This window comes from Mycobacterium sp. MMS18-G62 (assembly GCF_053877835.1).
The window spans coordinates 3486274-3505229 of sequence record NZ_CM132662.1 but is presented as its reverse complement, the minus strand read 5'-3'; the positions used below and the strand labels follow the sequence as shown (position 1 = coordinate 3505229).

General features: G+C 62.4%; 13 protein-coding genes. 8 read left to right on the top strand and 5 right to left on the bottom strand.

The annotated features are described in order from the left end of the window. Positions 1–21: 21 nt before the first annotated feature. The 3 genes from ACWW36_RS17465 (at position 22) to ACWW36_RS17455 (ending at position 4557) form a co-directional block, all read left to right on the top strand. The gene (locus ACWW36_RS17465) at positions 22–1884 is read left to right on the top strand and encodes a protein kinase domain-containing protein (protein WP_456142527.1); all 1863 of its coding nucleotides are present in this window, start codon (positions 22–24) and stop codon (positions 1882–1884) included. Between the two features lie 86 nt (positions 1885–1970). After that, a complete protein-coding gene (locus tag ACWW36_RS17460) occupies positions 1971–3851 on the top strand; it encodes a protein kinase domain-containing protein (RefSeq protein ID WP_456142526.1) in 1881 nt (626 codons plus the stop codon). Positions 3852–4062: 211 nt separating this feature from the next. Then, positions 4063–4557, top strand: coding sequence for a hypothetical protein (locus ACWW36_RS17455; RefSeq protein WP_456137251.1), 495 nt, complete (start codon positions 4063–4065; stop codon positions 4555–4557). Between the two features lie 60 nt (positions 4558–4617). Here ACWW36_RS17455 and ACWW36_RS17450 read toward each other — a convergent pair whose 3' ends face one another. Next, positions 4618–5307, bottom strand: coding sequence for a DUF4189 domain-containing protein (locus tag ACWW36_RS17450; protein ID WP_456137250.1), 690 nt, complete (start codon positions 5305–5307; stop codon positions 4618–4620). 351 nt (positions 5308–5658) lie between these two features. Between ACWW36_RS17450 and ACWW36_RS17445 the strand changes: the two genes are divergently transcribed. Next, a complete protein-coding gene (locus tag ACWW36_RS17445; RefSeq protein WP_456137249.1) occupies positions 5659–8286 on the top strand; it encodes an ATP-binding protein in 2628 nt (875 codons plus the stop codon). 642 nt (positions 8287–8928) lie between these two features. Here ACWW36_RS17445 and ACWW36_RS17440 read toward each other — a convergent pair. Further along, complete coding sequence (locus ACWW36_RS17440; protein WP_456137248.1) at positions 8929–9099, bottom strand: hypothetical protein; 171 nt, start codon at positions 9097–9099, stop codon at positions 8929–8931. 988 nt (positions 9100–10087) lie between these two features. On the opposite strand from ACWW36_RS17440, the gene ACWW36_RS17435 reads away from it, so the two are divergent. Together ACWW36_RS17435 and ACWW36_RS17430 are read left to right on the top strand one after the other, a co-directional pair. Continuing rightward, positions 10088–11173 carry a helix-turn-helix domain-containing protein gene (locus ACWW36_RS17435; protein WP_456137247.1) on the top strand — a complete coding sequence of 362 codons (1086 nt, stop codon included), beginning with the start codon at positions 10088–10090 and terminating at the stop codon, positions 11171–11173. Then, complete coding sequence (locus ACWW36_RS17430) at positions 11166–12002, top strand: hypothetical protein (protein ID WP_456137246.1); 837 nt, start codon at positions 11166–11168, stop codon at positions 12000–12002. Before ACWW36_RS17435 ends, ACWW36_RS17430 begins: the two co-directional genes overlap by 8 nt. A 95-nt stretch (positions 12003–12097) precedes the next feature. On the opposite strand, the gene ACWW36_RS17425 is transcribed toward ACWW36_RS17430, so the two are convergent. Both ACWW36_RS17425 and mobF read right to left on the bottom strand, forming a co-directional pair. Next, positions 12098–14128: an AAA family ATPase gene (locus tag ACWW36_RS17425; RefSeq protein WP_456137245.1), complete on the bottom strand. Its 2031-nt coding sequence runs from the start codon at positions 14126–14128 to the stop codon at positions 12098–12100. Between the two features lie 268 nt (positions 14129–14396). Next, positions 14397–17192, bottom strand: coding sequence for a MobF family relaxase (mobF, locus tag ACWW36_RS17420; RefSeq protein ID WP_456137244.1), 2796 nt, complete (start codon positions 17190–17192; stop codon positions 14397–14399). A 374-nt stretch (positions 17193–17566) separates the two neighbouring features. Here mobF and ACWW36_RS17415 point away from each other — a divergent pair, with 374 nt between their 5' ends. Both ACWW36_RS17415 and ACWW36_RS17410 read left to right on the top strand, forming a co-directional pair. Beyond that, entirely contained in the window at positions 17567–17875 is a 309-nt protein-coding gene (locus ACWW36_RS17415) for a helix-turn-helix transcriptional regulator (RefSeq protein ID WP_456137243.1), read from the top strand. After that, positions 17856–18110, top strand: a complete 255-nt coding sequence (locus tag ACWW36_RS17410) for a hypothetical protein (RefSeq protein ID WP_456137242.1) — start codon at positions 17856–17858, stop codon at positions 18108–18110. The genes ACWW36_RS17415 and ACWW36_RS17410 overlap by 20 nt, the downstream gene beginning before the upstream one ends. 143 nt (positions 18111–18253) lie before the next feature. On the opposite strand, the gene ACWW36_RS17405 is transcribed toward ACWW36_RS17410, so the two are convergent. Continuing rightward, positions 18254–18868, bottom strand: a complete 615-nt coding sequence (locus ACWW36_RS17405; RefSeq protein WP_456137241.1) for a hypothetical protein — start codon at positions 18866–18868, stop codon at positions 18254–18256. Positions 18869–18956 lie beyond the last annotated feature (88 nt).

The following is an 18956-nucleotide window of genomic DNA, read 5'->3' as shown; positions in this document are numbered from 1 at the left end:
TATCGTGAGTCGGTGGAGGGCATGGCTTTTGGCCGCTACCAGCTCATCGAGTTGTTGGGCCGCGGCGGGATGGGCGAAGTGTGGCGCGCCCACGACACCGAAATCGACCGCGTGGTCGCACTAAAAATGCTGCTCCCGCACTACGCCCAAGACCCCGACTTCGAAAAACGCTTCCGCCGCGAAGCCCGCGCCGCCGCACGCCTGGACAACCCCCACGTCGTCCCCATCTACGACGTCGGCGAAATCGACGGCCGCCTCTACGTCACCATGCGCCTGATCACCGGCACCGACCTACAAACCCTGCTCGACACCGGACCACTGGAACCCACACGCGCAGTGGCGATCATCGAACAAATCGCCGCCGCCCTACACAACGCCCACCAACACGGCCTCGTACACCGCGACGTCAAACCCTCCAACATCTTGCTCACCGATAACGACTTCGCCTACCTCATCGACTTCGGCATCGCCCGCAGCGCAGGCGACACCGCACTCACCTCGGCCAACACCACCATCGGCACCTGGGCCTACATGGCCCCCGAACGCTTTTCCACCGGCGAAACCAAACCCGCCTCCGACATCTACGCCCTGGCCTGCGTGCTCTACCAATGCCTGACCGGCCACCCGCCCTACCCCGGCGACACCCTCGAACAAATCGCCGTCGGACACATGGTCACCCCACCCCCACACCCGTCCGAAGAACACCCCACCATCCCCACCACCCTCGACCACGTCATCACCACCGGCCTAGCCAAACAACCCACCGACCGCTACCCCACCACCATCGCCATGGCCACCGCCGCCCGACAAGCCCTCACCACACCGGTCAGTCACAACTACCCAGCCACACTGGCGCACACAGACCCAGACCAGACCCGACCACGGCACCAAAGCACGCCGGCACCTGTGGTCGCCAAACAGCGACGCCCCATCGTCCTCATTGGCGTGCTGGCGGCCGTCGCGGTGTTGGTCGCCGCCGGCGTCTTGGCCGTCGTCAAATTCACACAACACGACAACAACCCCGCCACGGCCACGCGGTCTGTCACCGCCACGGCTGCGCCCGCGCCTAACACCGGGCCCCTAACCGGGATGTACAGGGCCGACTTCGGCCCGATCAGCACCCTTAACGGAGCCGCGGATCCGGGCGCCAAGCCGTCAACGGCCACGTATGGGTTCCGCTCGGTGTGCCGCCCCACGGGGTGCGTGGCGACCGGGTCACGACTGAGCGGCGATGCGGTGTTCGCACAGGCCGTGGAATTCGACGAAGTCGGCGGGACCTGGTTGGCGGTAACACTCGCGTCAGAGCAGTGCCGAGACGACGCGAGTGCTGAAACATGGCAGGTGTTCAAGCTGCAACCACAACCCGATGGCCGCCTTGCCGGCGATTGGACTTCAACGGCCAGCAATTCGTGCGAGGCCAAGCACACCGTGACGTTCGTCCGCACCGGTGACGTCGACATCGACAGCCTCCCCGACCCGGCGAACCTTGCGCCACGGGTGGTGTCGCCCGCCGAAGCATTGCATGGCCGCTACCACCAGGAGCGGACCTTCACGGACGGACAGAAACAACAGCCGTCGGACTTCGTCGTCACAACCGACTGCCTGCGCACCGGCGACCGGTGTATGAGCTACTTCCACGAACAGTCGGGCCTCGTGGAACCACTCGTATTCGCCGACGGCCACTGGAATTTGATCACTGATTTCGCCGCCAAGTGTCCGGTAGGTGGCGACCCGATGCGGGTAAAGAAGAGCGCGCAATATCCGCTGCCCAAACCGATGCAGAATCCCATCACACTGCTCACTGGGCACGGAGTCCAGGAACAAACCCAGCCGTGCGCAATCACCATCGAATTCGACGAAACATTCACGCGCACCGGCAATTAGCGCCGGGCCCCACCGGCCATCCTGCTCAACCTGCGACAACGCCCACAGACGTGGCGATTGGCCGTTATCGTGAGTCGGTGGAGGGCATGGCTTTTGGCCGCTACCAGCTCATCGAGTTGTTGGGCCGCGGCGGGATGGGCGAAGTGTGGCGCGCCCACGACACCGAAATCGACCGCGTGGTCGCACTAAAAATGCTGCTCCCGCACTACGCCCAAGACCCCGACTTCGAAAAACGCTTCCGCCGCGAAGCCCGCGCCGCCGCACGCCTGGACAACCCCCACGTCGTCCCCATCTACGACGTCGGCGAAATCGACGGCCGCCTCTACGTCACCATGCGCCTGATCACCGGCACCGACCTACAAACCCTGCTCGACACCGGACCACTGGAACCCACACGCGCAGTGGCGATCATCGAACAAATCGCCGCCGCCCTACACAACGCCCACCAACACGGCCTCGTACACCGCGACGTCAAACCCTCCAACATCTTGCTCACCGATAACGACTTCGCCTACCTCATCGACTTCGGCATCGCCCGCAGCGCAGGCGACACCGCACTCACCTCGGCCAACACCACCATCGGCACCTGGGCCTACATGGCCCCCGAACGCTTTTCCACCGGCGAAACCAAACCCGCCTCCGACATCTACGCCCTGGCCTGCGTGCTCTACCAATGCCTGACCGGCCACCCGCCCTACCCCGGCGACACCCTCGAACAAATCGCCGTCGGACACATGGTCACCCCACCCCCACACCCGTCCGAAGAACGCCCCACCATCCCCACCACCCTCGACCACGTCATCACCACCGGCCTAGCCAAACAACCCACCGACCGCTACCCCACCACCATCGCCATGGCCACCGCCGCCCGACAAGCCCTCACCACACCCACCGACCGGCTCGACGCCACTCAACCAACGCAACCGGCCGCGCGGACCGCGAGCTACACACCATCGACGGCGCCTCCGCACTTCGGAGGTCCTCCGGCGCCGCCGGTCGGTAAGCGACGGCGCCCCGCTGTCGTGATTGGCGCGCTCGTGGCCGTCGCGGTGTTAGTCGCCGGTGGCGTCTTCGCGGTCGTGAAATTCACACAACACGACAACCCCGCCAGCGCGCCGTCCAGCACCTCCGCTGTCGGCCCCCCACCGAACACGGGCCCATTCACCGGTATCTACCAGGCCGACTTCGGCCGCGCCACCACACTCGACGGTGCTGGGAATCCGAGTTCGACGCTCATGACAGGCACATATGGAGTCCGCTCGGTGTGCCGCCCCGTTGGCTGCGTAGCAACGGCCTCAAAATTCAATGGCGATGCGTCGTTCGCGTCGACGTTGGTTTTCGACCAGGTCGGTGCAAGCTGGGTCGCGGTGGCCCTCGTCCCGAGCCCGTGCAAGGACGCGACCAGCCAGACCTGGCAAGCCTTCACGCTGCAACCACGTCCCGACGGAAGCCTTGCCGGCGAACTGGTTCGGCTCACCGCCGAGCAGTGCCAAGAAAAGCGAACGGTCAATTTCACCCGCACCGGCGACGTCGACTTCAACGCCGACTTCAAAGGTGTCGCCGACCCGGCCGTGCTACCGCCGCGGGTGGTGTCGCCGGCCGAAGCCTTGCATGGCCGCTACAGCATCACGCGCACCTTCGCGGGCGGGAGCCCACAAGCGCTGGGAGAATCCTCTGTCACTACCTATTGCCTGCGCAGCGGCGATCGGTGCATGAGCTATTTCTCGTTGTCGTCAGGTGACCTACCCCTCGTATTCGGTATTGGGAATTGGGACTGGAAGAACGAGAGCGACGGTCCGTGTCCGAACGGCGAAAACTCGCATTTGAATGCCAATGCACAGTTTCCTCTGCCTCAACCGCCCCAAAATCCGATTCCGGTGCTGACCGGACACGGCACATGGGTACAGACGGGGGCCTGCGCAGTAAACTTTGGTTTCGACGAAACATTCACGCGCACAGGCGATTAGCGCAGGTGTCTTTGTTTAGGCTCGCGGAATCTTCACGAGTTATAGTGGCGCACAGTAGAATTCGTGGCCAACGCGCGGCCACCTCCTGCCAAGCTCGCCGCGCAACGATTTCAGGTGTTTTGCCAAGACAGCTCCGTACACGTTGGTACGGTCCGCTTGACGAAAGGCAATGACCATGATGCGAAATACCTCCGTCTTGGGAGCTGTAGCGATGACGATCGGTCTAGTTGCCTCGGCTTGCAGCGGTTCTTCAGATTCCGGGACCAAGACAACGACCGAAGCCGCGACAAGCGCGACGTCCAGCAGCACGGCAGCTGCAACTACCTCCAGCGCACCGGCGACCACGGCAACGGCGGCGCCGGGCGGCGCGGACCTGCAGTCGCTGATACCCGCACCGCCGAACAGTCAGCAGACCAAAGGTCCTGACAACATTGCGGACAACGGCATCCATATGTACTTCCAGGTCAATGGATCGCCGACCGATGTGATGAGCGCATACAAGACCGCACTCGAAGGCAAGGGCTGGCAGGTGACGACGGTCGTTACGTCAGGCGGCGGAGGAGGCGGCGGCGCCACCTACTCCGGAACCAACGGCGACGCCTACGGCGTTTTCGACGGCGGCGGATACAACGCCACTACCTACGTCGATGTCTGCACATGGCCGACCAAGCCCGCGAACCCGATCTGCAATCGCGGCGACCGGTAATAACGCCGTGGCTGTCTGCTCACCGCCGGCCGCAGGTGAGCAGACAGCTCTCCGGCGTGCTCAGAAGTAATGCGTGGCAGTAGTGCTGGTGCCGTTGTCGCAGGTGATGGTCACCGTCCAATTCCGGAATTGGGGAACCGCCGGGACGATCCTGAGGTCATAGGTCGAGTTGGCCGGCAGCGCGAAGCTGCGGTTGTAGTTGTCCGTCGCGTACGTGCACTGCGACGACACTCCGCTGCGGTCCGTGATGTGAGCCTCCAGTCCGCCCACGATCACATCCCAAGAGACCGTCGGTCCTAGCTTGGGGGCCGGAGGCTGGCTCGGAGGTTGCTGCGGGTTGGTGCAGCCCGACACCACGACATGCGCGCCCTGTTGGTTCTGCAACTTGCTCGTCGCGGCGCTTTGGGCAGCAGACAGATTCGCGTCGGTCGCGCCTGCAAATTCGCCGTAATCGTTGGCCGCAGCCGCGGCGCAAGCATTCTTGGCGCTGGCCTCGAGGACGCAGTGATTACCGCCGTTGTTCTGACAGTTGGATAGCGCGTTGACGCCTGTCTGTTGCGCGTCGGTTCCGACCGACATGCCTCCGATGGACACCACGGGCGGGTTGTCGTTCGCGAGCCCGACTGCGACGACGACGTACTGGTCGGCGGCATTGGCCGGCGCAGCGAGGCCGAACACCCCGGCTCCGATCGCAAGGAGCACGGCGGCCGCGGCGAGCCAAGCTCGCCGTCCCAAGGTGTTTCCAGTCATGATGTTTTCCTCCCCAATCCACGCCCCTGAAATTCCCCCCGGAATTACGGACATTTCTTTCGTTGGCAAATAGGTGGGGCCTAGTGAATGTCCTGAGTATTCGCCGATACGCGGGCGGATTCGCGTAAATGCGCAAATAAATCGCCTGGCGCCATAATTCGCCATCTGACGAGCGCTTGCCGGGGACGAGGAGTTCGGATACCAGGGACATGCGAGCCAACCCGCTCCCGCCGGCGTGCTGCGCACGCCAGGGTTACGAGAGTCTCGAATGTCAGTCGCGATTGCAGCGTTGAACAGGGCTTTGTGTGACATCCTGTGCGGGTGTCCGCGGGGGACCCACCTTCGGGGGTTGTGACGTTTCTGTTCACCGACATCGAGGGATCGACTCGTCGGTGGGAAACCGATGCCGAAGCGATGCGGGCGGCCCTGTCTAAACACGACCAGGTGCTTCAAACTGCGATCGAAATGCACGATGGCTTCTTATTCAGTCGCACAGGTGATGGTGTGGTCGCTGCGTTCGCGTCCCCGCGGTCCGCTGTCGACGCGGCTGTTGAGGCCCAGCTAGCTCTTGAGTTGCCAGTGCGTATGGGGTTGGCGACCGGTGAGGCTGAGCTTCGAGATGGTGATTATTTCGGCACGGTGCTCAACCGCGCCGCCCGCGTGATGGCCGCTGGGCACGGTGGTCAGATACTGGTTGCCGATTCGACAGCCGGACTGCTGAGCGGGGTGGACCTTCTCGATCTGGGGCCGCGACGACTGCGGGATGTACCGGTACCGGTTGGCGTGTTTCAAGTACGGTCAGCGGGACTTCGCGTGGAGTTTCCGCCGCTGCGGGCGCTCGATACGACTCCGGGAAACCTGCGTCCGGCGACCACCAGCTTGATCGGGCGCGAGTCCGACGTCGACGCGATCAAGACTGCGGCGATGTCGCACCGCTTGGTGACGCTGACCGGGGTAGGCGGCGTTGGCAAAACGCGCCTCGCGATGGAAGTCGCGACGCAACTGGCCGATGAATTCCCCGACGGTATCTGGCTTTTCGAACTAGCAGCGGTCACTGACCCATCCGCCGTTCCCGACGCGGTGGCCGCGGTGCTGGGCATCACCCAACAACCGGGCATGAGCATGAGCGACAGCGTGGCGGCCGCATTGGAGGGCAGAGTCCGGCTGTTGGTGATCGACAACTGCGAGCATGTGCGCGACGCCGCCGCCGATCTGGTCGAGGCCATCCTGGCGCAGCCGGCGACGGTGACGATTTTGGCCACGAGTCGCGAAGGATTGGGACTCGCCGACGAACAACTCTGGCCGGTGCCCTCGCTGGATGTGGACGCCGGAATCGACTCCGCCGCAGTCGCTCTGTTCGTCGAACGCGCCCGCAGCGTGGCCCCGCGCTTTTCACTGCCCGAGAACGATGAGGCGGTGATCGAGATCTGTCAGCGGCTCGACGGTATCCCGTTGGCGATCGAGTTGGCTGCCTCGAGGATGGCGTCGATGACCGCAAGCGAGGTGTGTGATCGTCTCGATCAGCGGTTCCGACTGCTGGTCGGGTCCCGGCGCGGCCAGGCACACCACCAGACACTGCGCCACGCTGTGGCATGGTCCTACGATCATCTCGCCGACGCGGAAAAGACTCTGCTGGAGCGGTGTTCGGTGTTCGCCGGCGGTTTCGACGTACAAAGCGCTTGTGCGGTGGTTGGATCCGACGATGACTTCGTCACCTTAGATCTGCTGGACACGCTGGTGCGAAAGTCGCTGCTCGTGGCTGACCGGTCTTCGGGCCGGACCCGATACTCGATGCTGGAGACGATTCGCCAGTTCGCCGAGGAGCAACTCGTCGCCCGCTGTGCAGCCGCCGAGGCACATACTGCGCATGCCCGTTACTTCGCCGGACGGGAATCCGACATCCTGGCCCTCTGGGACAGCCCGCGGCAGCGGGAGGCCTATGAATGGTTCATCGTCGAGCTGGCCAACTTGCGCAAGGCATTTCGGTGGGCCGCCGACAACGGCGACCTCGACGCCGCCGCCGCCATCGCCACCTACGTGATGTTCCTCGGCAGCGCGGTCGAAAGCTACGAGCCGATAGCGTGGGCCGAAGAACTCATCGAGCCAGCGCGGGCGGTCGATCATCCCCGGCTGGCCGCCCTGTACGTGATGGCGTCGCAGTGCTGGATGCCGGGACGGATCGAGGAGGCTGTCCGTTACAGCGACGCCGGTCAGGCGGTGATAGGCAGCGGCAGCGGCGCGGTACCGTACGGGACCGAGGGCTGGCTTGGTTCGGCGTATCTATTCATCGGTCAGCCACAACGGTGGGTCGAGTGGTGCCGCGCCCAGCTGGCGCGGGGTATCGACACACACACCCTTACCAGGACATGCCTCGTACTCGGATTGACGGTCTCCGGGTCTGCAGAGGAGACAATGGCCGCCGCGAACGGCCTTGTCGCCGCCGCCGAGGCCACCCGCAACCCGTACGCGATCTCGTTTGCACGATTCGTCCACGGTCTCGCGTTCCGCGACGCCGATCCACGCGGCGCGCTCGACGTCCTTCGGCGAGGTCTGGAAATCGCTCGGGACAGCGGTAACCGTTTCAACGAGACCCAACTCGCGGTCGGTCTGGCCCGTCTCGAGGCCACCTGCGGTGACCCGCTGGCCGCGTTGGATTACATCAGACTGGCGATCCGCAGGTACCACGACGCGGGCAACACCGCCAACATGCGTGTCGCCCAAGCTGAGCTCGCCAGCCTCTTCTACCGCCTTGGACGCCATGAGCCAGCGGCCACCATCGCCGGTTCCGCGTTCAGTCCCCTTACCGCGGCGCTTCCCGACTTCAGCGCCACGATCACCCACCTCCGCGATGCCCTCGGCGAGGCGACCTACGAATCGCTCGCCCGTAAGGGCGAGACGATGACCACGGCCGCCATGGCGAACTATGCCTACGACCAAATCGACCAGGTTCGAACAGAACTGAACGCTGGCTCGAAATAGACGACTTTTGAGACAAGCGCGCCGCTGATCGACATGCGCGCAAATGGCGACGTTAGCTACTTGCAGGCGTGACTAGCGCATCGTGCTCAGCGGTAAAGCAATGCATAAGTAGCCATGCACCCCACGAACAGGATCAGCACCGCGATCGAGAAATATGTAATCGCGGGGTGAGCGACCTCTCGACGCATGCGAAGCTCGCGACGTGCGCGTCGAAGTCGGCGCCGCAGATTCTTTGTGTACCCACCTCGGCCAGTCGTCAATGTTCAGGTCTCCAAGTGAAAGACAGCTGTGATGCGGGATGGCGGCACGCCCTCTCAACGAAGGTCGAAACGACACGCGCAGCGCCGCGCGGATCAACCCGCCGAAGATTCTCGCTTCGGGCGACACCAAATCTAGGTGGAGGTCAATAAATTAGTACTGCAAATCAGTAAATTAGTACTGCAAATCAGTGCATTCGAAGACGTCTTCCAGGGAATGGACAGGACGTAGGGCACTGGCAGCGGGTCGTTCGTTCGCCCGCCGCGCGCAACGCCAACCCGGCTTGGTCCAACGCTGGTGGTCCAATTCCACGCGCCAGCGGTGCATTGCCGCACGAACCAACACGCAGCCGATACCGCGTCGTTGGCGGCCTCGATGTGGCGCTCAGACCCGATGTTTCAGGAACCGCAGGTAAAGCGCCGCGAATACCAGAACGATTCCGACGTTCACCATCAGTCGCTCCGTGAAGTGGTGCCTGAAGAATAAGACGTCCACGCCTACCACGACGGCGACGAGGGTGACCACGTAGAGCACGATCGCTGCCTGCCTTCCCATTCTTCTTGTTCTACTCCGAAGCGGCCCGCTGTGCGGTCCGTTAAGCACCGCGCGTGCTTCGGTGAGGCGACACGAGCCGCTCAATCCCGTGCCCTTGCGGCAGTCTGCTTAGGACGCGAGATCGCTCGGGTGCGACATACAGTAGGGCCGCACCGATGTAGAGCGCCAAGCCTTTAGCCGTATTCGGATCCATCGGCATGATGAACGGTTCACCGTTTTGCGGGTTGACCTTCAGTCCGATGACCGGGCCGTTCTTTTGATCGGTATCGACCAGCGCGTCAAACGACTCTGCGACGACGCACGCGTGGTCTGTGCTTTTACATTTAGTCGTGCTTTCGGTAGTTCAGGTCTTATGGCCGAACTTTTAACACTCTGACCTGCGCCAATCGGAGTGGAGCTAAGGGGACTCGAACCCCGGCGCTTTGCTGCAAAAAGGTTGCCTGAAGTGCAGTGATTGTTCTTCAGCGTTGTTACGCGGGCGGTCGCTGTCCTGCGGATATGCTTGATCGTGTTACGTGACGTAACAGTGCTGGCCCAAGCCTGGGACCTCCGGGTAACGAGCTACTGGGTCGGCGTTGCTCTGCAGTCGCCGCATCTCAAAGCCGCAGTTCAGGCGCAGTCATGAGTTTCGGCGGTTACGCCTTGATCGACCTGATCTCGGGTCGTTTCGGAGCGTTTCGTTCACAAATCCGTTCACAAATCTGACAATCTCGTCTCGAGAGTCAGAGTGTGGATTCGTGCAACGTGCAAATCACTGTGACGCTCTGGCTGATGACGTTCTGGCGCCGCGCTCCGCAGTTGCCTGCTCGCCTCAGGGATTGTTCGGTTAAAAGAGCTATTCCGCTGGCAACGGAACATAGGAATACAACGAACAGTACTGGGGAAACCCCCAGGTCATGTCGAGCTGAGCAGCGAAGAACTTCATTGTTCGGATAAATATCTTGTTCCGCAGCCATCGGAACATGTATATTTTCCGAACAGGAGACCCGTGACTGAACCAACCACCCCGCCGAACTCGGAAGCAGAAATCCTGACTGAGTGCATGGAGCTGCTGCGCGGCCGCCTGCCTGGTGACTGGCGCGTTGATGTTCAGCGTTCGCCGGCGGACGCTGCGATCGACGCGATACTCGCGCTTACCGCACCTTCAGGCGAGCAGGCTCGTTTCCTCGTGGAAGTGAAGCGGCTGCTCGTCGGCCGCGACATTCCCCGGGTCTCTGAGCAGCTGCGGTGGGCCGCAGATCGCGAACTCATGAATACCAATACCATGGTCATGTCGCGATACCTCGCTCCCCCGATCCGCGAGCGACTGTCGGAAGACGACGTGTCATACATCGACGCCACTGGCAACATCCTGGTCCAGTCGTCGCGACCCGCCCTATACGTTCGTGATCGAGGCGCCGACAAGGATCCCTGGCGAAGTCGGGGTCGGCCACGCGGGTCATTAGCGGGTGAACCAGCCGCTCGTGTAGTGCGGGCGCTCATCGCAGGACGCGGTCCATGGTCGGCCCGCGAGCTCGTCAGCACCTCCGGAGCATCTACCGGCGCAACATACCGGGTGTTGGAGTTCCTTCAAGAGGAGGGGTTGGTGCAGAAAACAGGGACAGACTATGTCCTGGAGGACTGGCCAAAGCTCCTACGCCGATGGAGTCGCGACTATAGCTTCTTTCGCAACAACCGAACATCAAGCTACATCGAGCCTCGCGGTCTAGATGCGCTGCAGACCAAGGTCGCTAACTCCCCGTACTCGCAGTACGCGATAACCGGCACCATCGCGGCTGCACAATGGGCGCCGTACGCTCCCGCCCGCGCGGCGATGGTCTACGTCGACGATGCGGCACGTGCGGCGAAGGAATGGGGCTTACGGCCTGCAGAAAAGGGAGCGAACGTGATTCTTGCCGAACCGACGTACGACGTCGTGTTCAGCGGTTCCAGCACCAATCGCGATGGTGCAGTCATTGTCGCGATTGAACAGGCGGCAGTAGACCTACTCACGGGTCCAGGCCGAAACCCTTCCGAGGGAGAGGAACTCATCTCATGGATGGAGCGCCACGAAAGCGAGTGGCGCCGTGGATGATCTACTTATCAAAGCCCGTTCAGCTCTGCTGGACGCCCTCGAAGCCCTGACCGAACAACACGATTCGATCGTCGTGGTCGGCGCGCAAGCCATCTATCTGCACAGTGGCCACGCGGATGTTGCGATAGCCGAGGCAACGAAGGACAGCGATCTGGCAGTGGACCCGCGGGAACTCCCAGACGAACCATTGCTTGAGAACGCGATGAAACGAGCAGGTTTCTATCCCAATGTGAACGGCCAGCCTGGTGCATGGGTGAACCCCGCAGGCATCCCGGTTGACTTGATGGTTCCTGATGCCTTGTCGCAAGGCGGTAGGTCTCATCGCGGCGCCCGAATCCCACCTCACTCCAACCAAGCAACAAGGCGGACTGTCGGCTTGGAAGCCGCCGTGGTCGACAATGAGCTCCGCACGATATCTGCGCTCGACCCTAACGACACAAGGACTTTCGAAGCCCGAGTTGCCGGGCCAGCCGCTCTCCTGATTGCGAAAGTCCACAAAATCCACGAACGGCGTGACCAGCCCGACCGCCTAAACGATAAGGACGCTCACGACATCTACCGATTGCTCGTGGCAACGACCGACATGGCGGCGCTTGGCTTAAGCTTTCAACGCCTACTGCTCGACCCGGTTTCCAAGACGGTGACGGAGCGTGCTCTGGATTGGCTGCCCGCTCTATTTGCGGATGGACCCGATGCCCTCGGATCCATCATGGCAGGTCGCGCAGAGGAAGGGATCGGAGAACCCGACGTGGTGGCCGCCTCCGTTGCCGCACTTGCAGCCGATGTGCTCGCAGCCGTCGCGGATGCGCCCGGGAAATTGCGGACCTAAACCCCTCGCTGCGACAACGCGCTATTCAACCACGCGCCACATGGATGAAGGCAGCGATGACGTGACTGCGACTTGTTGGAGGCACCGGGCACGTTCTATGTTGGATCAGCTTGCCTCGCACTTCGGACGGCAATCTGTGCGGTGGCCCGCCTTATCTTGTCGCCCAACTCTGATGCACCGACCGAGTCGGCCGCTTGGGCCAGTGAAGCGCCGATACTTCTGAGCTCTTCCAATGTGGTTGGCAGATCCGTACCTTGCTCCCAAGCTGCGCGGGCAGCCTGAATCTTCTGAACCGCTTTTGTCGTTTGTTCGCTGTTGTGACTATTAGAGAGAACGATCGCAAGCGCCGGAAGTTCAGCGGGTATATACGTAGAGATACGTTTAACAGCACTCGCTACGAGCCCGGCAGAGCGTGATCGCCCGGCGGCATGACCGGCAACCGCGTATGCAAAAGCTTTCTTCGTCAGGCCAGACCTATTCGCATGCTCGTCAAAAAACTTGTCGAATATCGGCTTTCCTCGAAATGCATCCAGCTGGCGCCCGTCATTTATAATTTCCTCTACCTTTGATGCCGCTTCGTCCCAGGCGGCTGCTGTCACCTCGTCCCTAACAGTGTCTATTCGAGTTGTGAATTCTGCCCTAGCACGTTCAATTGCACCATGTAGATCGTCGCGATTCGCCGGTCTAACGCGTATACTTATACCCTTTTGTAACGCCGGAAGTCGGAGCCGAACCTCATCTTCTTTCAGCTCTGACGCGATGTTAAGTAGCGCGTCGCGTACCTCATCTGCCGATTTTAAATCGGTGGACTCCCTCAGGGGCTGCAATACAGCCCATATCGCTTCTGGATCTAGAAGCAGATTCTCGATCATGCATACCGGCCACTGAACAACCCAGTCGGGATCGCTTGCCTGGTGTTGATCCGAGTCGACAATCGCAAACACCGATAGCGCCGGAATAGGATCGGTGACGGCTTCACGGAGTTTCTGTGCGGCTGCGACCACTTCCCGCTGACCGGATGCCGAGACTAATACCCAACCTGTCGCCTCTGGGATGAATATCTCTACCAGGCGTTGGTCGGAAATAGGCTTCTCCGCCGGACGCTCGCCTTCTAAGTAGATTATGGGTCGACAGCGTGTGATTAGGTGCGTCGCCCCTGTAAGGGCACGCATCGCGTCCAGCCGAGACGCTGTCGAACCCAGTGACAACAACTGATTGCCATCGGGCACCTGGGATCTGGGTGCGAGGAGGTATAGACCATCTGTAATGGAGTCAACGATGGTAGGCGAATGAGTGCTGAGGATAAATTGCGCTTGGCCTGTCTCTGCCAGCCTTTCGAGATAGTCAAGTAGTAATACCTGCAGGGATGGATGTAGATGTTGCTCAGGCTCGTCGATTATCGTCGTCGGAAGTGGCTCATTGGACTCGGCCTCGTCTCCGAGTAGCCGAGCTATCTGCCCTTCGACGGTAGGCAGGATTAAGCCAATAGCCGACTTTTCTCCTGAGCTCAGGTCATCGAATTCAACCTGGTCGTCGTATTGACCGTCGACCCGACGGAAGTGAACCTTAATGTCGTCGTCATCTCTCGAGTCGATAGAGGTGAAGTCCAGATGCGGTAGAAGCGCCCTGAATGCATCTCGCAGGGGCTTGAAAATGTCTGGCACTCGGCCCTCTTCAATGCGATGCCCTTCCGCCTCCCAGACCTCGCGCAGCAGATTTTGCAGACGAAAATCAGTCCTGACCATGGACGATTTAACAAAACTGAAGGCATCGTCTGGGCCGGTCGGCTCTCGTTGCACCCCAGGTTGTACAGCGTGAAATCCGGCTGGCTGACCACGCCGCCAATGCGGAATTGCAGATTCGCGGAGGTACTCGTTGAACGATGGCCGGATCTCCCCCATAGACCACATCGCAGTCGTTGTCCGTCTCCAGACGCGGTGAGGCCCAAGGTAGGCAACCTTCGTACCTGGCTCCGCCAATTCGGTCCGACGTGAGTACAGCTCATAAAGCAACGTCGACTTGCCGGATCCATTCGGCCCGGCAATCACTGCTAGGTTCGGGAAATCGTCTGCGCGAGCTTGGCGCAAGCCTTTGCGATTTTCGACGTTGAAGTCGCGAAATGCCATGCTTACTCCGATACGGTTCATCAGAACTGCCGCGATGTCTAGGTCCGCCCTGTATGGGTTGGTCGTAATCCTACGAATGAGCGGGGACAGTCGGCGTCGACACGGCACGTACGTCTCGCGTAACGCTGCTCGTGATCTAGCGGGCTCGCCAGACCTGCCTCAATGGGCCACCCAGCGGGCCAGCCACAACCGACTTCGTTGGCGACGGCGCGACGGCGCATCGTCATCACGCACTGGCCTGGCTATGGGTTCGCAAGAGGCGTCACCATCACAGCTCCAGTCCTCCTGTGTCGAGGTATCGACCGGCTTCACGCGTACTCGCCGCCGCGACTCGCGCGTAGCTCTCGCGCCAAGCCTCGACCGCCTTGTGGTGTTCTTTCCAGACTGTTTGACGTGCCCGGCGGCGGTGCTGGTTGCGCTGAAGCGTCTCTGAGACCATGTCTGGGAGTAGCTCGGTGGGCGTGTGTTCGGCTTGTGCATGCATGGCGGTGGGTCGGTCGTCGTTGGCCAGAATGCTGCGAAAAGTCCCTGCGGCACAGTATTTGTCACCCCTGCGTAGCCGGTGGATGTCTGGCGCGGCGGCGGGTGTGGCGTGCTGGTGGTCGGCTTCGTGGTTGAGTTTTTGGTAGAGGTAGGTGTGGTTGGTGTGGCGTCCGCGGGTCATGGCGACGTAGGCCATGGCCCGGGAGGCGCCTTCGCCGAGGATGGCGTGGCAGGTGTCGGTGGTGACGCCTTGGGCGGCGTGCACGGTGGTGGCGTAACCCAGCGTGATGTGCTCGGTGAGATAGTCCGCTGCGAAGACGGCGCGGGCGCCGTCGGACAACCGTTCGGCGGCAAGCCGATTGGTGGCGGTGTCGATGCCCGCGACGCGCCACCGGTTGCCGTTACGCACCTGATCCAGTGAGTGCGCCGTGTTGTTGGGGCCGGGGTGCAGCGCGATGGTGGGGTCGTTGGCGCGGCTCATAATGAGGTCTCCCACCCGGATGGGTTGGTCGCGTGCGGCTGTCACGCTGTGACCTTGGGTGAGGGTGTCGTGTAGGCGGCGGTTGAGTGCGTCGGCCATTTCCCAGGTGTCACACACCAACAGCGCGTCTTTGTTATTGGCGCGGTCGGTGAGGTAGGCGTTGAGGGCGTCGGCGGCCATCGCGATCGGATCTCCGGTGTGCAGGCGGCCATGGCTGCGATACCACTTGACCGCGGTACGCAGCCGGTGGCCGTGCGCGGAACGTAGCGCGAGGGAGGCGTCGCGTTCGTGGGGGTCTGTCATGCGCCAGACTTCGGTGAGGTGTTGACTCCAGGGCAGGTCGGTGCAGAGGTGTTCGAACATGCCGCCGCGGGCTTTGACCGGGGCGAGTTGGTGGGCGTCGCCGACGAGCACCACCTTGGCCCCCGCTTGGGTGGCAGCCGCCAGGAGGGTGCCGAGGTCGGGGGTGCCGAGCATGGAGGCCTCATCCACGACCACCAGCGTGCGGTCGAGCCGCAGGTGGTCCTCGGCGATGAGGTGCAGCGCTTTGGCGACGGTCAGGCCGCGGTCGCCGGCGCCGCCGTTGAGGGCTTCATCGACGGCCTTGCCGGTCGGCGCGAGCACGAGCACCTGTTTGCGCGCCCGATGCGCGGCGGCGCGCAGCGCGGTCAGGGAGTGGGTTTTGCCTGCGCCCGCCGGGGCCTGCAACGGTTGCACCAGGAACGGTGAGGCCGCGATCGCGCGCACCGCGCGCGCTTGGCCCGCCGACAAGCCCGCGCAGTCGTCGGCGCGCACATCCAAGAGTGCGCGGTTGTCGCGCGCGTCGACCATGTCCAGGATGCGCTCCTCTTCGGCGATGATCGCGGCCAGGGTGAAGCGTTCGTGGCCTTCGCGTTCGTGCGCGGCGCGCGGCGCACTCACCGGCACGCTCACCGCGTCGACGGCGCGCTCGACCAGTTCATACGGCTCACCAGGGAGATCGATCGGGAGTTGCGCGGCGAGCAGCTCGACCAGGTCGGCGCGGGTGAACGCGGCCTTGTCGATGTGCGCGGCCGCCGCCGCGGTGTGCGCGCTCAATTGCGCGGCGCGGGCGCGGCGTTCAGTACGCGCGCGGTAGTGCGCGTCGCGATCCAGGACCAGGCCGCGCGCATCGGCGCGCCAGTGCTCCTTGAGCTGTGCCCACGCCAGGGATTCTGGTTTGGCGGGCCGGGTGGCCTTCTGCGCGGCGGCCAACTGCGCCGCGCTGGGTTCGCCGTCGACCAGCACGAGGTTGTCGCGGGCCCATTCGCGCAGCCGGGTGGAGCGCTGCGACCACGCCCGGATGGATTCGTCTGTGACGCCGGCGATGTCGGCCATCCCGGTGTGCGGGTCGATGGGCGCGAATTCGAAGCCGCGTTCGGCGTGCAGGTCCCGGCGCAGGGTGGCCTGATAGATCATGCCGGCGGCCTTGGCCTCGTGATACACCGACTTCGAATCCAGCGACACCAATTGCCCGTCGGCGCGGGGTTGGCGGTTAGGCACGATCACGTGAGTGTGTAAGTGTGGGTCCCCGCACCGTGAGGTCTCGTGCTGATACGCGATCGCCACCAGACCGGGCAGGCGCTGCAGATCCTTCATCCCGGTGACCGGGTTGTGCACCCGGGTGTAGCCGGCATGCCGATGCAGATACGCCATCGCGGCCTCGACTGCTCGACGGTGTGCGGTCACCATAATTTTCTCGCCGAGGTCATCGGTGAGCGCGCGCAGCAGCGACACACTCTTCGGCGCGGCGAAGGTCAGATCGAAACCGTGCACGCTGCCCTGGGTGAATACTCGCCCGTGGGCGCCTGACGGGGCGCGGCCCTCATCGAGCCAGATCCGCGCGGTTTCGGTGTCGACCTCACCACCATCCAGCGCGCCGCCGCTGAGTCCCGTTGTGTCAGCGATGCTCTCAGTGTCGCCGACGATCAGCCAGGTGGGTGTGCGGGTGTCGCCTTCGGAGTAGTACTCCCCCAGACCACCATTGGCCCGCTGCCGGTCCATCGCGGCTTGTTTGGCTTGGTCGGCGGTGTCGTTGTAGTAGCCGATGCCGAAGCGCTTGAGTCGCGAAATCGTCAACACCGCCGTCACCTTCGCCCACGAAACGAGTTGAGAGGAAGCCTGTTTCGGGAGCGCGTCAGCGGTCCCGAAACCAGTATTGCACCCTTGTGCCAATGTGCCGTGCAGAAATTTGGGTCGGGTAATGCCGGAAATGACAGGGCCGCAATGTGTTTGGTTTGTATTGAGCATATATGAGGACTGTCGAGGGCGGATGTATTGAATTTGAGAACGATTGAGGGATGTGATGAGGGTCGGTGAAATGACGGACGTGAAGCGATTTCACCGGTCACACCATCGCAGCGACCGTCGAAAAATTAGTACCTATAGCACCACCTAGGCAGGCTTACGCTCATGTAATGCCGCGTACATCCCCACGCGGGAAGGGTCGAAACACGATGAGCAACAACATCAATGAGCGGTGGCTGAGCCGACGCGAACTTGCCGATCGCTTGGGACTGCCTGCCAAGACGCTCGCCCGGTGGGCGTCGAAGGGAACTGGCCCGCGATACGCCCGGATGGGCCGGCACGTCCGATATCGGGTCAGCGACGTCGTCGAGTGGGAAGCCGCGCGGTTGAAGGACCGACGTGGTCCGACGCTTGTCGGGCCACTGCGACGCGACTCCGAGCAGGTCGCACCCGTCCCTCATTCGGCGCAAGCAATGAAGACTGCGGGAGGAGTACACGATGATTCCGATCATCTATGACCTCGCCGAGGCAGCCCGCATCCTCGGATTCTCCGAGTCCTACCTCCGCTCAAAGCTTCGCGATCGAACCTTCGCCGGCATGAAGCGCGCGGGCAGATGGGCGATGACGGAGGCTCAGATCGAAGCAGCAATTGAGTCGATGTGCATAGACGCACGGCCGGCCGATCCACCGTCGCCATCCGGACTGTCCAGGCACAGTCGCTACGGCCGTCGACTCCGGCAGCACGGCGCTTGAGCAATCCCGATTCTCGAGGCACGGCCGACGGGCTGGGCTGATCGCCCCACACTCGACAGCACACGGCGCTCAGCGCCCGCACCGTGCGATCGGTCCATGGCGAACACGGGGTTATGCTCCCGCAGCCGTCAGTAGCTCGTCCGTTAGAGCGGCGGTGTCGAGGGGCCGGTACGAAGTCCCGAACCATCGGGGAAGATTTCCGCGTTGTCGTCGGGCAATTTGGCAAGGAGTTCGAGGTATCGCCGACCGCTCTCGGTGATATCGAAGGTCTCCCCGACGTTAGATACGTCCATGGAGGTGTGCCCCTCCGCTTCCTTCTGTCTGAAAGATTCCAGAAGTTCGGGCTTCACGGCAACCAAGCCCATTCGCCTCAGCGAGTCGACGTATTGAATCGTCGGGCCGCCTAGACCTTCATGGGCGATCGGTATCGATTCGCCTCTCGCGAGCCGTTGCAAGACGTCGCGTTCGGGTTTAGTGAGGAATCGGGCGAGCAGGAACTGCAAAGCTTGTATGTCATCTGCTTGTTGTTCTTGCTCGGCTTGTACTTTTTGCCACTTGACGGTTGCACCACCGGGGAATCCGAGGCTTTCGAATATGGTTCCCAACCACGGCAGGAACGTAACGACAAGCAGCGTGACCGTCCAGCCATCGACTCGTGCCGCGGGATCGACCACATGCCATATCAGGAATCCCGCCGCAATGACCGATATTGCTACAGACGGAATGACAAACGACTTTGGCCAATCGGACTTTGCCACCTACTCAGCGTAAAGAGGAACAGTGACGAACTGCCGCATCCAATGCGTGTCGGTGCGGCCCGTCCGGTGGGGCCACGGGGTGAAGTCG

What these genes read in the sequence shown, in the direction of transcription:
- ACWW36_RS17465 (WP_456142527.1), top strand. Translation starts at nt 22, where the DNA reads ATGGCTTTTGGCCGCTACCAGCTCATCGAGTTGTTGGGCCGCGGCGGG.
- ACWW36_RS17460 (WP_456142526.1), top strand. Translation starts at nt 1,971, where the DNA reads ATGGCTTTTGGCCGCTACCAGCTCATCGAGTTGTTGGGCCGCGGCGGG.
- ACWW36_RS17455 (WP_456137251.1), top strand. Translation starts at nt 4,063, where the DNA reads ATGACGATCGGTCTAGTTGCCTCGGCTTGCAGCGGTTCTTCAGATTCC.
- ACWW36_RS17450 (WP_456137250.1), bottom strand. Translation starts at nt 5,307, where the DNA reads ATGACTGGAAACACCTTGGGACGGCGAGCTTGGCTCGCCGCGGCCGCC.
- ACWW36_RS17440 (WP_456137248.1), bottom strand. Translation starts at nt 9,099, where the DNA reads ATGGGAAGGCAGGCAGCGATCGTGCTCTACGTGGTCACCCTCGTCGCC.
- ACWW36_RS17425 (WP_456137245.1), bottom strand. Translation starts at nt 14,128, where the DNA reads ATGGCATTTCGCGACTTCAACGTCGAAAATCGCAAAGGCTTGCGCCAA.
- ACWW36_RS17415 (WP_456137243.1), top strand. Translation starts at nt 17,567, where the DNA reads ATGAGCAACAACATCAATGAGCGGTGGCTGAGCCGACGCGAACTTGCC.
- ACWW36_RS17410 (WP_456137242.1), top strand. Translation starts at nt 17,856, where the DNA reads ATGATTCCGATCATCTATGACCTCGCCGAGGCAGCCCGCATCCTCGGA.